Origin of the sequence: Paenibacillus donghaensis, assembly GCF_002192415.1 — a bacterium.
GTDB lineage: Bacteria > Bacillota > Bacilli > Paenibacillales > Paenibacillaceae > Paenibacillus_AQ > Paenibacillus_AQ donghaensis.
This window is the reverse complement of the sequence record NZ_CP021780.1, coordinates 6,216,845-6,233,951: the sequence shown is the minus strand read 5'-3', so window position 1 is coordinate 6,233,951 and position 17,107 is coordinate 6,216,845. Positions and strand designations below refer to the sequence as shown.

The 17,107-nt window shown below is 52.7% G+C and carries 21 protein-coding genes; all 21 read left to right on the top strand.

Annotation, left to right across the window (positions count from 1 at the left end):
* The first annotated feature begins 3 nt into the window (after nt 1-3).
* Nucleotides 4-300 (top strand): DUF2577 domain-containing protein, encoded by a 297-nt coding sequence (locus tag B9T62_RS28140; protein ID WP_087918298.1) that lies wholly within the window; start codon nt 4-6, stop codon nt 298-300.
* Nucleotides 297-725 (top strand): DUF2634 domain-containing protein, encoded by a 429-nt coding sequence (locus tag B9T62_RS28135; RefSeq protein WP_087918297.1) that lies wholly within the window; start codon nt 297-299, stop codon nt 723-725. The genes B9T62_RS28140 and B9T62_RS28135 overlap by 4 nt, the downstream gene beginning before the upstream one ends.
* Complete coding sequence (locus B9T62_RS28130) at nt 718-1,776, top strand: baseplate J/gp47 family protein (RefSeq protein ID WP_087918296.1); 1,059 nt, start codon at nt 718-720, stop codon at nt 1,774-1,776. The genes B9T62_RS28135 and B9T62_RS28130 overlap by 8 nt, the downstream gene beginning before the upstream one ends.
* Before the next feature lie 2 nt (nt 1,777-1,778).
* On the top strand, nt 1,779-2,192 hold the full coding sequence (locus B9T62_RS28125; protein WP_087918295.1) for a phosphoglucomutase: 414 nt from the start codon (nt 1,779-1,781) through the stop codon (nt 2,190-2,192).
* 1 nt (nt 2,193) lies between these two features.
* Nucleotides 2,194-3,216 (top strand): DUF2793 domain-containing protein, encoded by a 1,023-nt coding sequence (locus B9T62_RS28120; protein ID WP_087918294.1) that lies wholly within the window; start codon nt 2,194-2,196, stop codon nt 3,214-3,216.
* 12 nt (nt 3,217-3,228) lie between these two features.
* Complete coding sequence (locus B9T62_RS28115) at nt 3,229-3,567, top strand: hyaluronate lyase N-terminal domain-containing protein (RefSeq protein ID WP_169834446.1); 339 nt, start codon at nt 3,229-3,231, stop codon at nt 3,565-3,567.
* A 3-nt stretch (nt 3,568-3,570) separates the two neighbouring features.
* Nucleotides 3,571-4,182, top strand: a complete 612-nt coding sequence (locus tag B9T62_RS28110; protein ID WP_087918293.1) for a YmfQ family protein — start codon at nt 3,571-3,573, stop codon at nt 4,180-4,182.
* An 11-nt stretch (nt 4,183-4,193) separates the two neighbouring features.
* Nucleotides 4,194-5,711, top strand: coding sequence for a hypothetical protein (locus tag B9T62_RS28105; protein WP_087918292.1), 1,518 nt, complete (start codon nt 4,194-4,196; stop codon nt 5,709-5,711).
* Nucleotides 5,712-5,728: 17 nt separating this feature from the next.
* The gene (locus tag B9T62_RS28100; RefSeq protein WP_087918291.1) at nt 5,729-6,247 is read left to right on the top strand and encodes an XkdW family protein; all 519 of its coding nucleotides are present in this window, start codon (nt 5,729-5,731) and stop codon (nt 6,245-6,247) included.
* Entirely contained in the window at nt 6,247-6,354 is a 108-nt protein-coding gene (locus B9T62_RS40300; RefSeq protein ID WP_211296361.1) for a CD1375 family protein, read from the top strand. The genes B9T62_RS28100 and B9T62_RS40300 overlap by 1 nt, the downstream gene beginning before the upstream one ends.
* 485 nt (nt 6,355-6,839) lie before the next feature.
* Nucleotides 6,840-7,127 carry a hypothetical protein gene (locus tag B9T62_RS28095; protein ID WP_157794046.1) on the top strand — a complete coding sequence of 96 codons (288 nt, stop codon included), beginning with the start codon at nt 6,840-6,842 and terminating at the stop codon, nt 7,125-7,127.
* 2 nt (nt 7,128-7,129) lie between these two features.
* Entirely contained in the window at nt 7,130-7,330 is a 201-nt protein-coding gene (locus tag B9T62_RS28090; RefSeq protein ID WP_087918289.1) for a hypothetical protein, read from the top strand.
* Nucleotides 7,317-7,712: a hypothetical protein gene (locus B9T62_RS28085; RefSeq protein WP_157794045.1), complete on the top strand. Its 396-nt coding sequence runs from the start codon at nt 7,317-7,319 to the stop codon at nt 7,710-7,712. Before B9T62_RS28090 ends, B9T62_RS28085 begins: the two co-directional genes overlap by 14 nt.
* Nucleotides 7,684-8,400: a M15 family metallopeptidase gene (locus tag B9T62_RS28080; protein WP_087918287.1), complete on the top strand. Its 717-nt coding sequence runs from the start codon at nt 7,684-7,686 to the stop codon at nt 8,398-8,400. Before B9T62_RS28085 ends, B9T62_RS28080 begins: the two co-directional genes overlap by 29 nt.
* 10 nt (nt 8,401-8,410) lie before the next feature.
* Nucleotides 8,411-8,674 (top strand): holin, encoded by a 264-nt coding sequence (locus tag B9T62_RS28075; RefSeq protein ID WP_087920460.1) that lies wholly within the window; start codon nt 8,411-8,413, stop codon nt 8,672-8,674.
* A gap of 200 nt (nt 8,675-8,874) precedes the next feature.
* Nucleotides 8,875-11,667, top strand: a complete 2,793-nt coding sequence (ppc, locus tag B9T62_RS28070; RefSeq protein WP_087918286.1) for a phosphoenolpyruvate carboxylase — start codon at nt 8,875-8,877, stop codon at nt 11,665-11,667.
* Between the two features lie 345 nt (nt 11,668-12,012).
* A complete protein-coding gene (locus B9T62_RS41360; RefSeq protein WP_087918285.1) occupies nt 12,013-12,855 on the top strand; it encodes a methyl-accepting chemotaxis protein in 843 nt (280 codons plus the stop codon).
* Nucleotides 12,856-13,107: 252 nt separating this feature from the next.
* Nucleotides 13,108-13,674: an RNA polymerase sigma factor SigW gene (gene sigW, locus B9T62_RS28060; protein WP_087918284.1), complete on the top strand. Its 567-nt coding sequence runs from the start codon at nt 13,108-13,110 to the stop codon at nt 13,672-13,674.
* A 123-nt stretch (nt 13,675-13,797) separates the two neighbouring features.
* Nucleotides 13,798-14,412, top strand: a complete 615-nt coding sequence (locus B9T62_RS28055; RefSeq protein ID WP_087918283.1) for a zf-HC2 domain-containing protein — start codon at nt 13,798-13,800, stop codon at nt 14,410-14,412.
* Between the two features lie 307 nt (nt 14,413-14,719).
* The gene (gene cdaA / locus B9T62_RS28050) at nt 14,720-15,550 is read left to right on the top strand and encodes a diadenylate cyclase CdaA (protein ID WP_087918282.1); all 831 of its coding nucleotides are present in this window, start codon (nt 14,720-14,722) and stop codon (nt 15,548-15,550) included.
* Nucleotides 15,543-17,030, top strand: coding sequence for a CdaR family protein (locus B9T62_RS28045; RefSeq protein WP_087918281.1), 1,488 nt, complete (start codon nt 15,543-15,545; stop codon nt 17,028-17,030). The genes cdaA and B9T62_RS28045 overlap by 8 nt, the downstream gene beginning before the upstream one ends.
* Nucleotides 17,031-17,107 lie beyond the last annotated feature (77 nt).

Here is a 17,107-nt window from a genome sequence, read left to right as displayed (position 1 = left end):
AGGATGCTGGATATTATTAAAAAAGCGAGCCTCGGGGCGGTGGGAAGCACGAATCCGGTGGCTTTTTCTTATGGAATGGTGACTAGTGCGGTACCGCTGCAGATCCAGGTAGATCAGCGGTTTGTCCTCTCCGGACCAGTGCTGGTGCTGCCCGAATCGGTGATTGAGAGCAAGCTTATGCTGGATGGCAGGGAGATCCTGCTGCGCAGAGGGCTTGAGGCAGGCGACCGTGTGCTGATGGTCCGCATGCAGGGCGGGCAAAGTTATGTGGTGCTGGACAGGCTGGTGAACGCGATATGATCCCTGTAATTGGACAGTCGGGGCCTGTAACAGCATTTCTGGAAGGGACCACCTTAGGCAGTGCGGAAGCCCCCAGCTTAACGTACCGGATGGATTGGGAAAATAAGCGGATTATAGGCCAGCTGGATGGGCTGAAGGCTGTTGAGCAGGCCGTGGTCAAAGTGCTGCGTACCGAACGCTACGATCATCTGATCTACAGCTTCGAATACGGCACAGAGTGGAGGCTGGTACTAGGCCAGAACCGCCTGCTGGCCAGAGCCGAGCTGCGGCGGATGATTACCGAGGCTTTGCTGCAGGATGAGCGGATCACGGGAATAGACCATCTGGAGGCTGCGTTCAGCGGAGACAATCTGAGTGTGTCATGCCAGGTTGCCACCACATATGGAAGCTTTCAGCTCAGGAAGGAGATGACTGCAAGTGTATGAGGATCAGACCTATGAAGCTCTGCTGGAACGGATGCTTGATCGGGTGCCGCAGGGACTGGATAAACGGGAGGGGAGTATCATTTATGATGCGCTCGCTCCGGCAGCCGCCGAGCTGGCCCAGATGTATATTGAGCTGGATGTGAATCATAATTTGGTTTTTGCCGACACGGCGGCAGGCGAATATCTGGAGCGAAGCATCGCCTGGTCAGGTATCCGGCGGCGTCCGGCAAGCCAGGCGCAGCTGCAGGGAAGTTTTTATCGCGAGGACGGTACTCTGCTGGAGCTTCCTGTTGGCAGCCGTTTCTCGCTGGAGCTGATGAATTACACCGCTGTGGAGAAGCTGTCGCCAGGGATCTACCGTCTGCAGAGTGAGCAGTCCGGAGCGATAGGCAACCGCTATTTCGGTGCCCTGCTGCCGGTAAACTATATTGCCGGTTTGGCTCGTGGCGAGATTACGGCGCTGCTGATTCCCGGTGAAGATGCGGAGAGTGACGAGGCGCTGCGCCAGCGATATTATGCTTCGGCCAGAAGGCCTGCGACAAGCGGCAACAAATATCATTATATGGAATGGGCTGTCCAGGTTGAAGGGGTAGGCGGAGCGCGTGTATTTCCGCTGTGGAATGGACCTAAGACGGTGAAGGTCGTTGTTGTGGATGCTGCCAAGCTTCCTGCTTCGGCCCTGCTGGTCTCCAAGGTGCAGCAATATATCGATCCGCTCCCCGGAAGAGGCGAGGGGCAAGCCCCGGTAGGAGCCGTAGTTACGGTGGCCGCTGCAGCCGGCAAAAACATTCCCATTACCGCCAAGGTCATCCTTGACCCGGGCTATACCCTGCAACAGGTGCAGGAACAATTCAAACAGACACTGGAGAAGTACCGCAAGGAGCAGGCTCTGAATGCAGCCTATGTCAGCCATTCGGTGCTAGGTGCCCTATTGCTGGCGGTAGAAGGGGTTCTTGATTACAGAGAACTTCAGCTTGGCGGCGTGGCAGGCAATGTAACGTTAACTGAAGAAGAAGTGCCGCTGTTCGGCAGCGTTGTGCTGGAGGTGTAGCTATGGGATACCCGGATAGTATAGATAGATTCACAGACAAGCTTAACCGCAAAGTGGGCGGCGCAAGCCATGTCATTGAAGAACGCCTGGAGCTGGTGAAGGGGGCGTACAGCGGGCCGCTTGCCCATGACAACATCAACAACCAGAGCATTTCTGTGTACACCGGACCTGGATATTCAGGTGTGGAGCTGCGCAACTTCACTGTTGGCTTTCCCGATGATCTGCCTTGGCGGCGCGAGATCAGGATCTATGCTGAGGTTCCCGAGGTTTATGTAACCTATGAAACCACGGGCGACACAATTGAAGCGGATGATATCAACAGGCTGCAGCGGGGGCTAACAGCTGTACAAGGGGAGCTGGAGTGGTACAAGCTGGATGGTCGGATCGACGGCGGCACATTTAAGGAAGAGGTGTAACATGGCACAGACCATTCAAATGAAACGCGGCACCAAGGCTGAGCTGACCACTTATGGTGCTCTAAAGGCCGGGGAACTGGGCTTCTGTACAGATACGAAGGAGGTATACATTGGCGATGGAACTGCGAATTCGCTGGTGGGCCGGGCTTTGTCCGGGCCGGAGGCTTCGCGGCCTGCCGCAGGAGCGGCCGGACGGCTCTATTATGTAACCACAGGCACGAATGCAGGTTACCTCTATTTCGATGACGCCAGTGGTTGGCGGCGGGTCAATGCCCAGAAGCTGAGCGATCTTACCGGAAGCGTTGACGATATTGCCGATGGCTCCACCTATGCGAAGGTGCTGAAGGCAGATATCAGCGCAGGGCATGTCAATAAGGTATCGGATGGAACGAATGTGAAGACGGCCGCCGAGATCAGAACCCATCTCGAGGATGCTTCCAAGCACCGGACGATTAATGATGCCGGAGCGGCCATTACAGATCTCTGGTCTGCGCAGAAGATCAGGAATGAGATTGAGCTGGCGAAGCACAACATTGAACCGCAGGCTTCGGTCAAAGACCAGAATCTGGCGGCTCCGCTCGCCAGTCCGGTGGAAGGCGACCGGTATATCATTCCAGCGTTAGCGACTGGTGCATGGTCAGGGAAGACGGGGCAGATCGCGGAATACCAATCCTCCGCCTGGGTGTTCTATGCTCCGGCAGTAGGCTGGACGGCTTATGTGGACGATGAGCAGAAAATCTACAGCTGGAACGGCAGCGCCTGGGTGCGGACCGGAGGCGCACTGCAGACGATTACCGCCGGCAACGGCCTGACCGGCGGAGGGCAAGCTGACAGTGTAACGCTCCATATCGGCACAGGCTACGGGATTGGAGTCAGCGCGGATGCCATCGCCGTGACTGCCGGCAAGGGCATTAGTGTGGATGCGGCTGGCGTAGCCGCGAATATTGATGGAAGCAGCATCGTGTATGATGCGGCCAATGGCAATAAGCTCACAGTCGCGAGTATCGACGGGGGTACATTTTAGGAGGCGAGCGCAATGGCTCTGAAGACATTGATCCAGATTCGCCGCGGACTGGAAAGCGCCTTGGGCAGGCTGGCCGTCGGCGAGCTGGGCTATTGTACAGATACAGGCAAGCTGTACATCGGAACCACGGTCAGCAATGTGCTGCTGGTGGCTGCCCAAAGCACCGGCGATATGCTCAAAAGCATCTATGACACGAATAATAACGGCAAAGTCGATTATGCCCAGATGGCGGACAGCGTGGCTTGGTCGGGCGTGGCCGGGAAACCGGCGCTTTATCCGCCAGCGACACATACGCATAGCGAATATTTGAATACAGGCCCACTGACCTGGAATCAGCTGAAGGGAGTGTAGCGAATGAACTATGGTGAATCGCGTTACGGCTCCTTGTTGTACGCCGGTACAGATCCGGCGGTTGATCCCGGCGGCAGCGTGCCGCGCGATTTGATGCGTTATCTCCCGGACTATTACCAGGGTGTCAGGGAAATGGAGGAGCTGCAGGAGAGGATCGGCCTGGAAATCGGTCGTCTCCTGGCAGATGGGTTGGATGTACTGGATCAGGCATTTGTAGAGACGGCTACCTGGGGTCTGGGACGCTGGGAGTCGGAAGTGGGATTAACCCAGGACACTTCGAAGTCCTATGCCACCCGACGAGAGATGATCAAGGCTAAGCTGCGGGGAGCAGGTACGACTACGCCAGAGATGATTCAGCGGACGGCATCGGCCTTCTCCGGAGGCGTGGTCGAGGTGAGTGAGGTGCCGGGCGAATACCGCTTCCAGATCCGTTTTGTCAGCACACTGGGCATTCCGCCGAATATGGCAGGGTTGATCCAGATGATTGAGGAGATTAAACCGGCACATCTGGATTATGAATTTATCTACAGCTATACCTGGTGGACTACGCTCCGGGCAATGACCTGGAATCAGGCCCAGACCAGAAGCTGGAATGAGTTAAGAATCTACAGTTAGGAGAGTGTGAGATGAAGACAACTGGAAATCTGGGACTGAAGAAGCCGGAAGGGACGGACATTGTCGATATCGCCGATCTGAACGGCAATATGGATGTACTGGACACGGCTGTTGCCGCCAAAGTGGATAAGGTCAGCGGCAAGCAACTGTCGACTAATGATTATACGGCAGCCGAGAAAAGCAAGCTGGCGGGGATCGCGGCGGGAGCCAACGCCTATACTCATCCGAATCATACAGGGGATGTAATCAGCACCGGAGACGGAGTGACCGCGATTGCCGCCGGAGCCATTGTGAATGCAGACGTGAACGCCGCTGCTGCGATTGATGCCACCAAGATCGGAACCGGCGTAGTCTCCAATACGGAGTTTGGTTATCTGGATGGTTTGACTGGCGGGATTCAGGGGCAGTTGAATGGGAAGGCTCCGCTGGTGACCACACCGCAGCAGACTACGGCGGCGCTGACGTATTATGTGCGGACGGATGGGAATGACAGCAATAATGGGCTGGCGAATACGACGGGTGGGGCTTTCAGAACGATTGGGAAGGCCATAAGTGTCATTCCACAGATTGTGAATCATGCCGTAACGATTAATGTGGCTGCGGGAACTTACGCTGAAGTCGTAACCATTCAAGGTTTTTTTGGTTCGGGGAGATTGGACTTACTAGGCGATACAGTAGTTAGTTTAAGTCGCCAAGCTACAGGATTTTATGTGATTCATAATACGATTGCGATATATATTAAAGGATTCAGAGCAACAAACACAGCAGGAGCGGGCTTCTACGCAAGTAGTAATCTTAACTTAGGATTTGATGCTTGCAGCATTATTTCATCCGCACCTACTCAACCGGGGTTCGACATTGGTGGCGGTGGAATGGTGGCCGTAAACGGATGTTTGGCAAGTAACCGTAATGCAGCACTAAACGTAAACGGTGCGGTGACCGTTGTGTCATATGTGTGGCAAGTGGGTACAGGTAACGCATATGGCATATCAGTTTACTTTGGGAAGGTGTCTAAACATGGTACGCAACCATCAGGCGCGACCCCTGAGTATGTGACAGCGGGCGGTGACATTGGGGGTGGTGGTGTTATTAACCCATGGGGAGATAATACGGATACAACAAGACCCGTTGGCGACCTATCAAGGTTTTCGAGCGGCGGGCAGAGCATCGCTGCTAGTACGATCTCAAAAATTATTTTCACTTTTTCTGCAAACAATCAAAAAAATACTTGCGATATACCAAACTCCCGGTTTGTAGCACCAGAAACGGGTTATTATTTAGTCAATTGTCGCGTTGGGATAACGGGGGCATCTGGTTATAATCAATTAATGCTTTACGTTAATGGCTCTGTAAATACGGTATTGGCCGAAACATGGCAAAATGCAACTAACGGATTGACTATATCGGGCGCTAGTATTTTACGACTCCTAGCAGGCTACACAGTAGATTTTCACGTTTTTGTAAATGCTGCTGCAACTGTGAATTATAAGGACGAAAATACACACGCCTCTATCATAAGGATTGCATAAGGAGGGAAGAACAGCCCATGAATATAGCACTATCAATCATGTATTTATACCCGCAAGCTGAGTCAATGTGGGATTTTATCGTACAGGACAATGGGCCTGAGCCTGTGCTACGGGAAGGGGCCGAGGGAAAAGGCCGGGTCCGTTACGAGATCAAACCACCGACGGAAGGCGGAGAGCCAGTCGAGGGAGTCCATTACCGCTATGGCATCGACTACAATCTGCTGACTGAAGGTGAAGATTACGACTTGGTAGAGCGCGGTCCCTACATTGCTGCCTGGAACCTGGATGTTCCGCAGCCAACTGAAGAAGAACTGCAAGCCGCCTGGGAGGCCTATCAGGAAGAAGAGGCCAACAAGCCTCCACAGCTGACGGAGATCGAGCAGGTCCGTGAGCAGCTGGCGCAGGCGCAAACTGCGCTGGCGGAGCATTCCGATCGGCTGCAGGCTGCGCAAGAAGAGGCGACGACCGCGCAGATGGCATTGACCGAGCTGTATGAAATTGTACTGGCCGGGCAGGCCGCGGGAGGTGAGCGGTGATGCCTAAGATTTATGCGAGTTTAATCCGCAAAGGGCTGAAGACTATTGATGAGGTTCCGAACGTCATCCGCGAGGATGTAAGGCTGTTGTTGGAAGAACGCAGCTGATTGCCCTACGTTCGTAGTTATAGGGGAATTAAGCCTTATTTTTCCTAAAAGCAGCCGTGATAAAAGTTACAGGTAGTTAGGTGTTATGTAGGATGTAGAGTGTTGCGTTGGAACTTCCCTCCAGAGAAATTAGATGCGAAAGTGCATCTAATTTCAGGTGAAGCTGCTGGATAAGGGAAAATAAGTGCAAATCTGCAACTAATTTTGCGTAAATCGCTTCTGTAGTGCTCAAAACCCGAAATTAGTTGCGTTTTCGCACTTATTTGCTCTGAAAAGGAAAAAACCGGAAAATTAGATGCGGATTCGCAACTAAATTCTCTTTATTGGAATGGACTAGAGTGGGTTGGAATGATGCGGCCATCAGACTTACCTGCTCCAACCCAACGGGGGCCAAAGCAGTTACCATTTTTGCAACTAAATCGCGATTGGACTTTTTGCTGCCCCCGGCTTGCCCGGGGGCTTTTGTCATATTACAAGAAGGGAGCATGAAGATGGAAGAGGGAGATATCACACAGCTGGAGCGGCTACTGCCGCTGGCGGACAAGTACGGGCTGGCGTATATGGTGGCGCTGATTCTGATGATCGCCCTGCTGCTGCTGCTGCGCTCCATCGTCAAAGGAAACCTGGTGCCGCGTGAGCTACTGGATCGTGCGGAAGAGGACCGTGACCGGCTACAGGCGATTCTGGACAAGGAACGCTCGGAGTTTATGCAGCCCACACTGGATGTGCTGAAGAAGCTGAAGATTGACCACACGGAAGACAGGGGGAGTTAACGATGCGCTCAGATTGGATCAGGCGCCTGCTGCTCCCCCGGCACGCCGCCAGAGCAAAGGAATTGCGCAGAGCCTCCGTCCGCGTCACCTTGACGATCAGCCAATACCAGAATGTGTCGCAGGAAATCCAGGAGGAGATTAAGCATAACCGCTTCGCCAAATATTTAATCTATGATCGGGGTGAGCATCATGGACATGATTGATTACATGCTGATGATATTGTACGGCATGGCCATCGCCTGCGCGCTGTATATTCTGTACAGCCATAAGTCCTATTTCTATGAACGTTTCCAAAAAGGCGTAGTCAGTCTCTTCATGCTGGCGATGCTTTTTTTTCTGCTGGCGTATACGTTTAAAATGCTCGTGGTGCTGTTCATCCTTGTTGCCGATGCCGCCCACCTATCTTCGCCGGAGTTGCTGGCAGGGCTGAGATATGCCTGGACCTTGGCTCAGCTGGGGACTACGGTTGGATTGGTTGTTCTGGCCTTGCTGACCCGCTCGGGGAACTACGATCAATTCATGCATATTAAGAAATTCGACCGCAAAGGAGAACGCCATGCTGACTCTGACCCAGCTAAAAAGTAAATCCGCCACACGCCTGAAAGGCCTCCACCCCGCAGTGCGGGTTGCCGCCCAGACTCTAACCGAACATTGCTGCCAGCGCGGAATTCCGATTCTGATTACCCAAGGACTACGTACCGTGGCCGAGCAGAACGCGTTGTATGCGCAAGGGCGCACCGTCAAGGGAGCCATAGTCACCAATGCCCGTGGCGGCTACAGCTATCATAATTATGGGCTGGCGGTTGATTTTGCGCTGCTGCTGCAAGATGGGCGGACTGTTTCCTGGGATACCGGTAGTGACGGTAACGGGGATGAGATAGCCGATTGGCAGGAAGTCGTCCGTGAGGCGAAAGCGCTCGGTTTTGAATGGGGTGGAGATTGGACCAGCTTCCGGGACTATCCCCATTTGCAGATTGCGTTCGGATTAAGCCTGGCTCAATTGCGCGGTGGGGCGGAGCCTTCTGCCGCTTCCGTCGAGGCGTTGTACCAAAAGATTAACAAAGAAGGGGAGAAGCAGGATATGAAGACAGAACACACAGCAGTTGTACAAGTGAACGGAGTTAAGATTGCAGACGGTATGCTGAATAAGGGAATAACCTATGTACCTGTCCGAAGTCTGGCGGAAGCGCTTGGTGCACAGGTGAGATATATTGCGGCTACGCGGACGGTTGAAGTTACCAGCTCACAATTAAGGGGGAATGGAGATGAATAACCTCAACAATCTGGAACAGGTGTTGGCTTTTGCTACGGTGTTGGCCGTATTTATTGTAGCATTGGTACAGCTGATCAAAAAAACAATCAAGCTCCCGCGCAACGCCCTCCCGCTTATTGGACTGGTGGCGGGACTGGCGGTGGGCGCGGTGGCATACCCTTTTACCGAACTTACGTGGGTGCTCAGACTATGGTCGGGTGGACTGGCCGGCTTGTCGGCTACAGGATTGTTCGAGCTGGCCTTCAAGGACCGTCCGGGCACTGCGGGGGAATGAGCGGATAAGCGGATTTGATCACCCAGGTAAATATTTATGACTGTATAAATACAAGGATTGGTGTATAATCGTAATTGCTGTACTGCTTTACCGCGTAATAAAGTTGAAGATTTCCGGGAAGTTTTATTGTATGATATGAGGAAAGATTTAAATAGACAATGCTATAGACATTGATCCGGAAAGAGGATGGGGGGAGCAGCATGACAGAACTTACGACTACCGTCAGCAAAAGCAACTCTAACAATCTGCTGCGGCGGGACGTACGGTTCTTGGGGAATATACTGGGCGAGGTCTTGGTTCACCAAGGCGGCAACGAGCTGTTGGAGATTGTGGAGAAAATCCGCGAGACCAGCAAATCGCTGCGCTCATTGTTTTTGCCTGAACTGCACACTGAATTTAAGGAATTGATCACTTCTCTGGATCCGGAGAACCGCCACCAGGTGATACGGGCATTCGCCATATATTTCCAATTGGTGAATATTGCTGAGCAAAACCACCGGATTCGCCGCAAACGTGATTACGAGCGTTCTGCCGGGGAAACGGTACAGCCAGGGTCCATCGAAAGCGCCATTCAAGAGCTGCGGGAGCGTGATTTCTCCCAGGATGATGTGCGTGAGATCATCAAAGGGATGTCGCTGGAGCTGGTTATGACGGCTCACCCAACAGAGGCCATGCGCCGTGCCATCCTCGACATCCATAAACGGATTGCCGACGATGTGACGGGGTTGGACAATCCTACCCTAACTTTCCGCGAACGTGAACAACTGCGTGAGAAGCTGCTGAACGAAGTGATTACACTGTGGCAGACCGATGAGCTGCGTGACCGCAAGCCCACAGTGCTCGATGAAGTGCGCAACGGGATGTATTATTTCCATGAGACGATCTTTCATGTGCTGCCTGATGTCTACCAGGAGCTTGAACGCTGCCTGAGCAAATATTATCCGGGGCAGAACTGGCATGTGCCTACCTATCTGCGGTTTGGATCGTGGATCGGCGGCGACCGTGACGGCAACCCTTCGGTAACCTCTGCGGTTACGCTGGAAACGCTGCGCATGCAGCGCAAGCTGGCCATTCGGGAATATCAGCGGATTATGCGCGAGCTGATGCAATATTTGAGCTTCAGTACAAGCATTGTCAGCGTAACCCAGGAACTGCTGGATTCCATTGAGCAGGACCGCAATATTATCAACCTCGACAAAGGCAAGACCTGGCACAACGATAATGAACCTTACCGGATTAAGCTGAGTTACATGATCGGGAAGACACAGAATGTCCTCGATGATGAAACCAAGGGTACACCGGAGCGTTATTCCTCACCAGAGGAATTTATAGATGATCTGAACGTCATTGACCGCAGCCTTCGGCATCATTATGCCGATTATGTAGCGGATACCTACATTAAGAAGCTGATCCGCCAGGTGGAGCTGTTCGGCTTCCACACGGCAACTCTTGATGTGCGCCAGCACAGCCAGGAGCATGAGAATGCGATGACTGAGGTTCTGGAGAAGATGAATGTAACGCCGGATTACTCCAAGCTCTCGGAGGACGAGAAGGTGGATCTGCTGGAGAAGCTGCTGAATGATCCGCGTCCGCTGACTTCGCCTTACCAATCGTATTCCGAAAGCACGGAAGAATGCCTCAGCGTATACCGCACGGTATTCCAGGCTCAGGAAGAGTATGGCCAGCAGTGTATTACCAGCTATCTGATCAGTATGGCGGAAGCGGCCAGTGATATCCTGGAAGTGATGGTGTTCTCCAAGGAAGTTGGCTTGTTCCGCAAGGACAATGATGGGACCGTAGTCTGCACACTGCAGGCGGTGCCGCTCTTCGAGACCATTGATGACCTGCATGAAGCACCGCAGATTATGCACAGACTGCTTAGCCTGCCGATCTACCGCGATGCGGTCAGAGCCATGCATGATCTTCAGGAGATCATGCTTGGTTATTCTGACAGCAACAAGGACGGCGGCGTGGTTACCGCGAACTGGGAGCTTCGCGTGGCACTGAAGCAGATTACAGCTACAGCCGATGAATTCGGCATCAAGCTGAAGTTCTTCCATGGCCGCGGTGGGGCACTGGGCCGCGGCGGCATGCCGCTGAACCGCAGTATCCTGGCTCAGCCAGCTTCGACGATTGGCGGCGGGATCAAGATTACGGAGCAGGGTGAGGTTATCTCCTCCCGTTACTCCATGCAGGGCATTGCTTACCGCAGTCTGGAACAGGCTACATCGGCGCTGGTGACAGCAGCGATTAATGCCAGAACTCCACAGGCGGATCTGTATGAGGAGAAGTGGGATGAGATTATCAAGAACATCTCCGATGTATCCTTGAACAAATATCAGGATCTGATCTTCCGTGATCCCGATTTCCTGACCTATTTCAAAGAATCCACGCCGCTGCCTGAAGTCGGAGAGCTGAACATCGGTTCCCGTCCTTCCAAGCGCAAGAACAGCGACCGCTTCGAAGACCTGCGTGCGATTCCTTGGGTATTTGCCTGGACACAGAGCCGTTATCTGCTCCCGGCCTGGTACGCTGCAGGCACCGGACTGCAGAGCTTCTATCAGGGCAAGGAAGAGAACCTGAAGATCATGCAGCATATGTATGAGAACTTCTCGTTCTTCACCACGCTGATTGATACGCTGCAGATGGCGATCGCCAAGGCGGATTTGATTATCGCCAAGGAATACGCCGGCATGGGCAAAAATGACGAGGCGCGCGAGCGGATCTTCGGCCAGATTGAAGAGGAGTTCAAACTAACCTCCGAGCTGATCCTGAAGATTACCCGCCAGCAGGATATTCTGGACAACGTACCGGTGATCCAGGAATCCATCCGTCTGCGCAATCCTTATGTCGATCCACTCAGCTATCTGCAGGTGCAGCTGCTCGCTGAGCTGAGAGAGCTGCGCGACGCCGACGGTGATGATCCCGAGCTGCTCCGCGAGGTGCTGCTCACGATCAACGGCATTGCCGCAGGGCTGCGGAATACGGGCTGATGCCCGCAGGCCGCAGATGAGCTGCTGCGCTTCGCAGCTATGTACTATAATAAGCAGCGGTGCCGGGTATCCCGTCCCGCTGCTGTGTTTAAGTCCGCTCCTTCCGGGGGCGGACTTTTGTGCGCTTGGCAGCGCATCTGCTAACAGCCTTTGAGCGGATCAACAGGATCGCATTGGCCTCCTCCGAGCGGAACTATGACGTATCTGCCTCAGCGCAGTTCTGACAAATTTAAGTGTGAAGGAAGCGCAGTGGTGAACCCATATAGCAAGGACTAAATGCTTTGTGGGGTGCGTTTTTCCCCGTGCTATAATAATCTAAAATGCTGTATTAGGAGCTGTGGTGTAGTGAAGAGTCAAAATGAAATGGATATTGAGCAATTGCTGAATGCTTTGAGAATATCGTTGCCGCTCGTGCAGCAGCTATTTCCGCTGGATGTGATGTTCGCATTAGCAGATTCGGACAAGTTTATCTATTATCTACCGGGGAATGAGCTGGATATCCGAATTCAAGAAGGAACATCGGTTCCGCAGAATGGCGGGATCCGAAGATCTCTGGACACCGGCGAGGTGGTCAGTGCAAATATTCCGAAGGAAATCTACGGATTGCCCTTCAAATCCTCCTCCATGCCGGTTCGGGGACAAGACGGGAAGGTTATCGGGGTTTTTACGATCGGGATCAGTCTAAGCAATCAAGAAACGTTAAGCTATGCTGCCAATACCTTGGCGACAACCTCTGAAGAGATAAGCTCCACCTCCGGGGAAATAGCGGGGACTGCCTCCGATTTGGCGAATACCGTAAGCGATCTTAAGCTGCTTGGTCACAAGGTTGTTGAAGAGCTGCATAAGACGGACGAGATTTTGGATTTCATCAAAAAAGTGGCGGACAACTCCAATCTGCTGGGCCTGAACGCCGCAATTGAAGCTGCGCATGCCGCCGAGTACGGCCGGGGATTTGGGGTAGTCGCGCAGGAAATCCGAAAAATGTCGGTCTCCAGCGCAATCTCCGCCAAAGAAATCACCGGCATTCTGCAGACAATTAAGAAGAACATTACGCTGATGGATGAAACCCTGCTGGATTGTCTGGCACAGAGCGAGCGCCAAGCTGCTGCCACTGAGGAAATCACCGCCTCCATGCAGCAGTTGGCCGCTTCCGCAGTGGAGATCGAAAAGATTGCGCGCCTGATTTGAAGAGAAGCGAATGAAAAACAATGAAGCTAATATGCGTACTTATCATATGCGTGTGAAATCTACGGATTGGCGAACAATTGATTGATCGTAAAAAAGGACTATTCGTTTGTGCTGTTTGAGTAGGGAGTCAGTGATAAAGGTAACAAGACTATCCTTGATTTTTACACAGACTTGAATTACGATTTAAATGCTTGTACCGTGGATATTTGTAAGCAGAATACCGAGGGGCGGCAAGTCTGGGGGAGTTAACAGGTGGAGAATTTGGAAGGCAGATTGACAAAGCTCGCCTTGAAGGGCGACCAAAGGGCTTTTGCCGAGCTTGTGGAGCTATATAAAGACAAAATATATCATTTGGCATACCGGATGTTGAACAACCGTCATGAGGCGGAGGACATCGTCCAGGAAACCTTTTTGCGTGTGTACAGAAACCTTGACCGGTATGATGATAAACAGAAGTTCTCTACCTGGATCTACCGTATCGGCACCAACCTGTGTATCGACAGGCTGCGCAAGCGCAAGCCAGTCTATTCGCTGGATGCCGAAATGAACGACCAGGAGGGCATTGACGGCTATTCCCTGATTCCAAGCGACAATGTGACTCCGGAGACCGAACTGCTGCTCTCCGAGACACAGAGGGTGATCTACGAGGCCATTGACAGCCTGCCCGTGAAGTACCGTTCCGTGATGATCCTCCGCTATCTGCAGGATCTGTCGCTGCAGGAGATCAGTGATGTGCTGGATATGCCAGTCACTACAATTAAGACCCGGGTGCATCGCGGGCGTGAGTTCTTGCGTAAAAAATTAGGTCCCAAAATGTAAAATAAGATTAAAGTTTGTGAAACGTCTGACTGGCGGGGACGTATGTAAGTTAAGCAAGTCTTATGTCTCCTGCCCCCTTAGTCACAGAATAATTAAATAGCACTCATGAAAGGATTGGCTCCTATGGAATGCAAACTGGCCGTCTCTATGATGCATGACTACCTGGATGACGACTTGCCTGCACAGCAGCAGAAGGAATTGAAGGAGCATCTTCTATCCTGTCCGGATTGCCGTATCAAGTTCAAAGAATTGGAACAGACGGATATGCTGATGTTCTCTCTGATGCATCAGAACGCAGCAGCCTCCGACGAACTAGTGGGCCGCATCATGAACGCGTTGCCGAAACCTAAGAAAGAGAAAGCTTTTGTCACCTGGATCAAGAGACATCCCGCGTTAACGGCGGCATCGTTGTTTCTTGTAGTCATGCTGATGAGCGCAGCCACTTTCTGGAATCAGAACACCCAGCTGGTAGTCAGAGGATCGGACCTGGATCAGGTAGTGATCAAGGGTGATACGGTTATTGTGCCGTCCGGACATACCATCACCGGCGATCTTACTGTGGAGAATGGCAAAACGCAGGTATATGGCGAAGTGAACGGCAATGTGACTGTCATCGACGGGTCGCTCTACAAAGCTTCAACTGCCCATATCTCGGGGCAAGCCAAAAATATAGACCAAGCGGTAAGTTGGCTCTGGTATAAAGTGACGAACATGTTCTCTGAAGTTGCCTACCGTTAAGCTTGACTGGTCGCTAAGCAGGAATATTATTTGCGCCTCTTTTTCCGGAAAGATGGCGCTTTTTTGTTGAATATAAGCAGTTATATGCTTCACACAATAAATGATTCTTCTAACTTCCTACAGAAACGGTTGCCCTTCCTCAAAGGACGGCGAAGCCGTTTCTTCTTAACTGGAAAACTCTGTATATGCACGGAATTATGCCTTAAACTTGCAACTGGACCGGGAACGTTATAACCTAGATATGGTACAGAACTAACAGACAATTTACATAAACCCAGCTAATATGAAATGACGGGGGTTTTAGGCAATGAGCTATTTTACGGATTTTACATGGAAAGAGTCCATTAAAGATATAATTGACATCCTAATTGTCAGCTACATTATCTATAAAGTGCTCAATATGGTGCGCGGTACCCGCGCGGTTCAACTGCTGAAGGGTATCCTGGTGCTCGTTGTCATTTGGGCCGTCAGCACGCTTCTTGACCTGTACACACTGAAGTGGCTGATGAACCAGGTGTTTACGTTCGGGATCTTCGCCGTATTTATCATCTTCCAGCCGGAGCTGAGGCGCGGGCTTGAGCAGCTCGGGCGTGGGAAATTCCTCGGCCGCTGGTCGGAGGACGACGAGGAGATCAACAAGCTGATCGGTGAAGTTATTAAGGCGGTGAATTATTTATCGCGTAGAAAAATAGGTGCATTAATAGTATTCGAGCGGACAACAGGACTCAACGAATATACAGAATCGGGCATCCCGATGCGTTCGGTAGTCAGCTCGGAGCTGCTGATTAATATTTTTATACCGAATACACCGCTCCATGACGGAGCGCTCATTATGCAGGGCAGCACGATTGCCGCGGCAGCATGTTATCTGCCGTTGTCCGAGAACCCTTTTATCAGCAAGGAACTGGGGACCCGGCATCGTGCGGCAATTGGGATCAGCGAAGTGGCCGACTCCGTTTCAGTAGTGGTCTCCGAGGAGACCGGACAGATCTCGCTGGCGCTCAATGGCCAGATCGTGCGGGATATCAAGGAAGAATCGCTGATCTCGAAGCTGTATCAAGAGCTGCGTGCAACTTCTCCGCTGAAGGAGAGGAGTTCTGCTTTCTGGAAACGGAAGGGGGACAAGACCAATGGATAAGTGGATGAAGAATAACAACTTCAACAAGGTTCTTGCACTTGCCCTCGGGATTATTCTGTGGGCGATGGTGCATGTGGACACTGCTCCGCTGCCGCAATCAACCGTACTTACCGAACCCAAAATCATTGAGAATGTAAAGATTGAGACTCCCGGCTACGATGAGGATAAATATGCGATATCCGTGGATGCGAAAAGTGTGCGGCTGGAGGTTGAGGGGAGAAGCTCGGACCTGACCTACAAGCTGTCCGATGATTATTCCGTCACCCTCGATCTAAGCGATGTGAAGCCGGGGAGCTATACGCTTCCGCTGGAATACAAGCTGCCGAGCGGAGTGCGGCTTATCCGCATGACGCCGGATGTGGTCCGTGTGACGGTAGAACTGCGCACCACGAAGTCGTTCCCGATTACCCTGAACACCAAGGGGGAGCCTGCCAAAGGATATAAGCTGGGAACGCCGGTTATCCAGCCTACAGGGACCGCCGAGGTCACCCTGCCGACCAGCGATCTGACCAGGGTAGCCAAGGTCCAGGGTACGATTGAGCTGGACGGGGAGACCACTACCTTCAAGGAGAAGCGGATGAAGCTCTACGCCTATGACAGCAACGGTAAGGAGATCCCAGATGCGGTGATTGAGCCGGCTACCGTAGCGGTTGAGGTACCGGTCACGCTGCCTTCCAAGGAGCTTCCGCTGGAGATCAGCTATACCGGCAAGCTTCCGGACACGCTTGTCTTGTCCGAAGTGACTGCTCAGCAGGACAAGGTCGTTGTCTATGCCCAGGAGGCTGCACTAGCGCCATTAACCTCTTACGAAGCAGTCGTTGATCTTGCAGCTATCAAAATCGCAGGCACCACCGAGCTGAAAGTGAAGCTTGTTCCGCCGGAAGGCACCGAGCGGGTGGAGCCAGGAACTCTGAATATCACCGTAAGCACCTCAGCGGTTGCCCAGCGGACCCTCGACGGGATCCCGATTAAGCTGGAAGGGGTAGCGGACGGTTTGGACGCAGCGATTACTTCGCCTGCTGCCCAGACGATATCGCTGACCCTCTCCGGCGCACCCGCGCTGCTGGATCAGCTGGACCCGGGCAGTATTACAGTGGTTGCCGACGTCAGTGGTCTGGGGGCAGGCCCGCATGTGGTCCCGCTGCAGGTCTCGCTCCCGCAATTCATCACACTTGGCAATGCCGGACAGCCGCTGGATGTGGGCGTGCAACTGCAGCCGCCGTCTGCGACACCCGAGGCTTCTCCTGAGACGGATTCAAGCAGCACAGCGTCGCCGGAGCCAAGCTCTCAGCCTGTCACAGGCGATGAGATTGTGCCGAGCTTGACGCCTGTGCCAAGTATTGAGGTTACGCCAACAGCAACTCCTTCGCCTCCTGCCGAGAGCCCTAATCCGAGTGATGCGGGCAATGAAGGCGGCAATACCGGAAACACCGGGAACACTGGGAACACCGGAAACACCGGGAGTACCGGTGGTACATAGCTGTTGTGGTTGTGATTCACTGAGATTCACCCTGACAGTTATTCATTCATATCATATAACATTAAGCTGAAGCAGCG

What these genes read in the sequence shown, in the direction of transcription:
- B9T62_RS28140 (WP_087918298.1), top strand. Translation starts at nt 4, where the DNA reads ATGCTGGATATTATTAAAAAAGCGAGCCTCGGGGCGGTGGGAAGCACG.
- B9T62_RS28135 (WP_087918297.1), top strand. Translation starts at nt 297, where the DNA reads ATGATCCCTGTAATTGGACAGTCGGGGCCTGTAACAGCATTTCTGGAA.
- B9T62_RS28125 (WP_087918295.1), top strand. Translation starts at nt 1,779, where the DNA reads ATGGGATACCCGGATAGTATAGATAGATTCACAGACAAGCTTAACCGC.
- B9T62_RS28120 (WP_087918294.1), top strand. Translation starts at nt 2,194, where the DNA reads ATGGCACAGACCATTCAAATGAAACGCGGCACCAAGGCTGAGCTGACC.
- B9T62_RS28115 (WP_169834446.1), top strand. Translation starts at nt 3,229, where the DNA reads ATGGCTCTGAAGACATTGATCCAGATTCGCCGCGGACTGGAAAGCGCC.
- B9T62_RS28110 (WP_087918293.1), top strand. Translation starts at nt 3,571, where the DNA reads ATGAACTATGGTGAATCGCGTTACGGCTCCTTGTTGTACGCCGGTACA.
- B9T62_RS28105 (WP_087918292.1), top strand. Translation starts at nt 4,194, where the DNA reads ATGAAGACAACTGGAAATCTGGGACTGAAGAAGCCGGAAGGGACGGAC.
- B9T62_RS28100 (WP_087918291.1), top strand. Translation starts at nt 5,729, where the DNA reads ATGAATATAGCACTATCAATCATGTATTTATACCCGCAAGCTGAGTCA.
- B9T62_RS40300 (WP_211296361.1), top strand. Translation starts at nt 6,247, where the DNA reads ATGCCTAAGATTTATGCGAGTTTAATCCGCAAAGGGCTGAAGACTATT.
- B9T62_RS28095 (WP_157794046.1), top strand. Translation starts at nt 6,840, where the DNA reads ATGAAGATGGAAGAGGGAGATATCACACAGCTGGAGCGGCTACTGCCG.
- B9T62_RS28090 (WP_087918289.1), top strand. Translation starts at nt 7,130, where the DNA reads ATGCGCTCAGATTGGATCAGGCGCCTGCTGCTCCCCCGGCACGCCGCC.
- B9T62_RS28085 (WP_157794045.1), top strand. Translation starts at nt 7,317, where the DNA reads ATGGACATGATTGATTACATGCTGATGATATTGTACGGCATGGCCATC.
- B9T62_RS28080 (WP_087918287.1), top strand. Translation starts at nt 7,684, where the DNA reads ATGCTGACTCTGACCCAGCTAAAAAGTAAATCCGCCACACGCCTGAAA.
- ppc (WP_087918286.1), top strand. Translation starts at nt 8,875, where the DNA reads ATGACAGAACTTACGACTACCGTCAGCAAAAGCAACTCTAACAATCTG.
- B9T62_RS28055 (WP_087918283.1), top strand. Translation starts at nt 13,798, where the DNA reads ATGGAATGCAAACTGGCCGTCTCTATGATGCATGACTACCTGGATGAC.
- cdaA (WP_087918282.1), top strand. Translation starts at nt 14,720, where the DNA reads ATGAGCTATTTTACGGATTTTACATGGAAAGAGTCCATTAAAGATATA.
- B9T62_RS28045 (WP_087918281.1), top strand. Translation starts at nt 15,543, where the DNA reads ATGGATAAGTGGATGAAGAATAACAACTTCAACAAGGTTCTTGCACTT.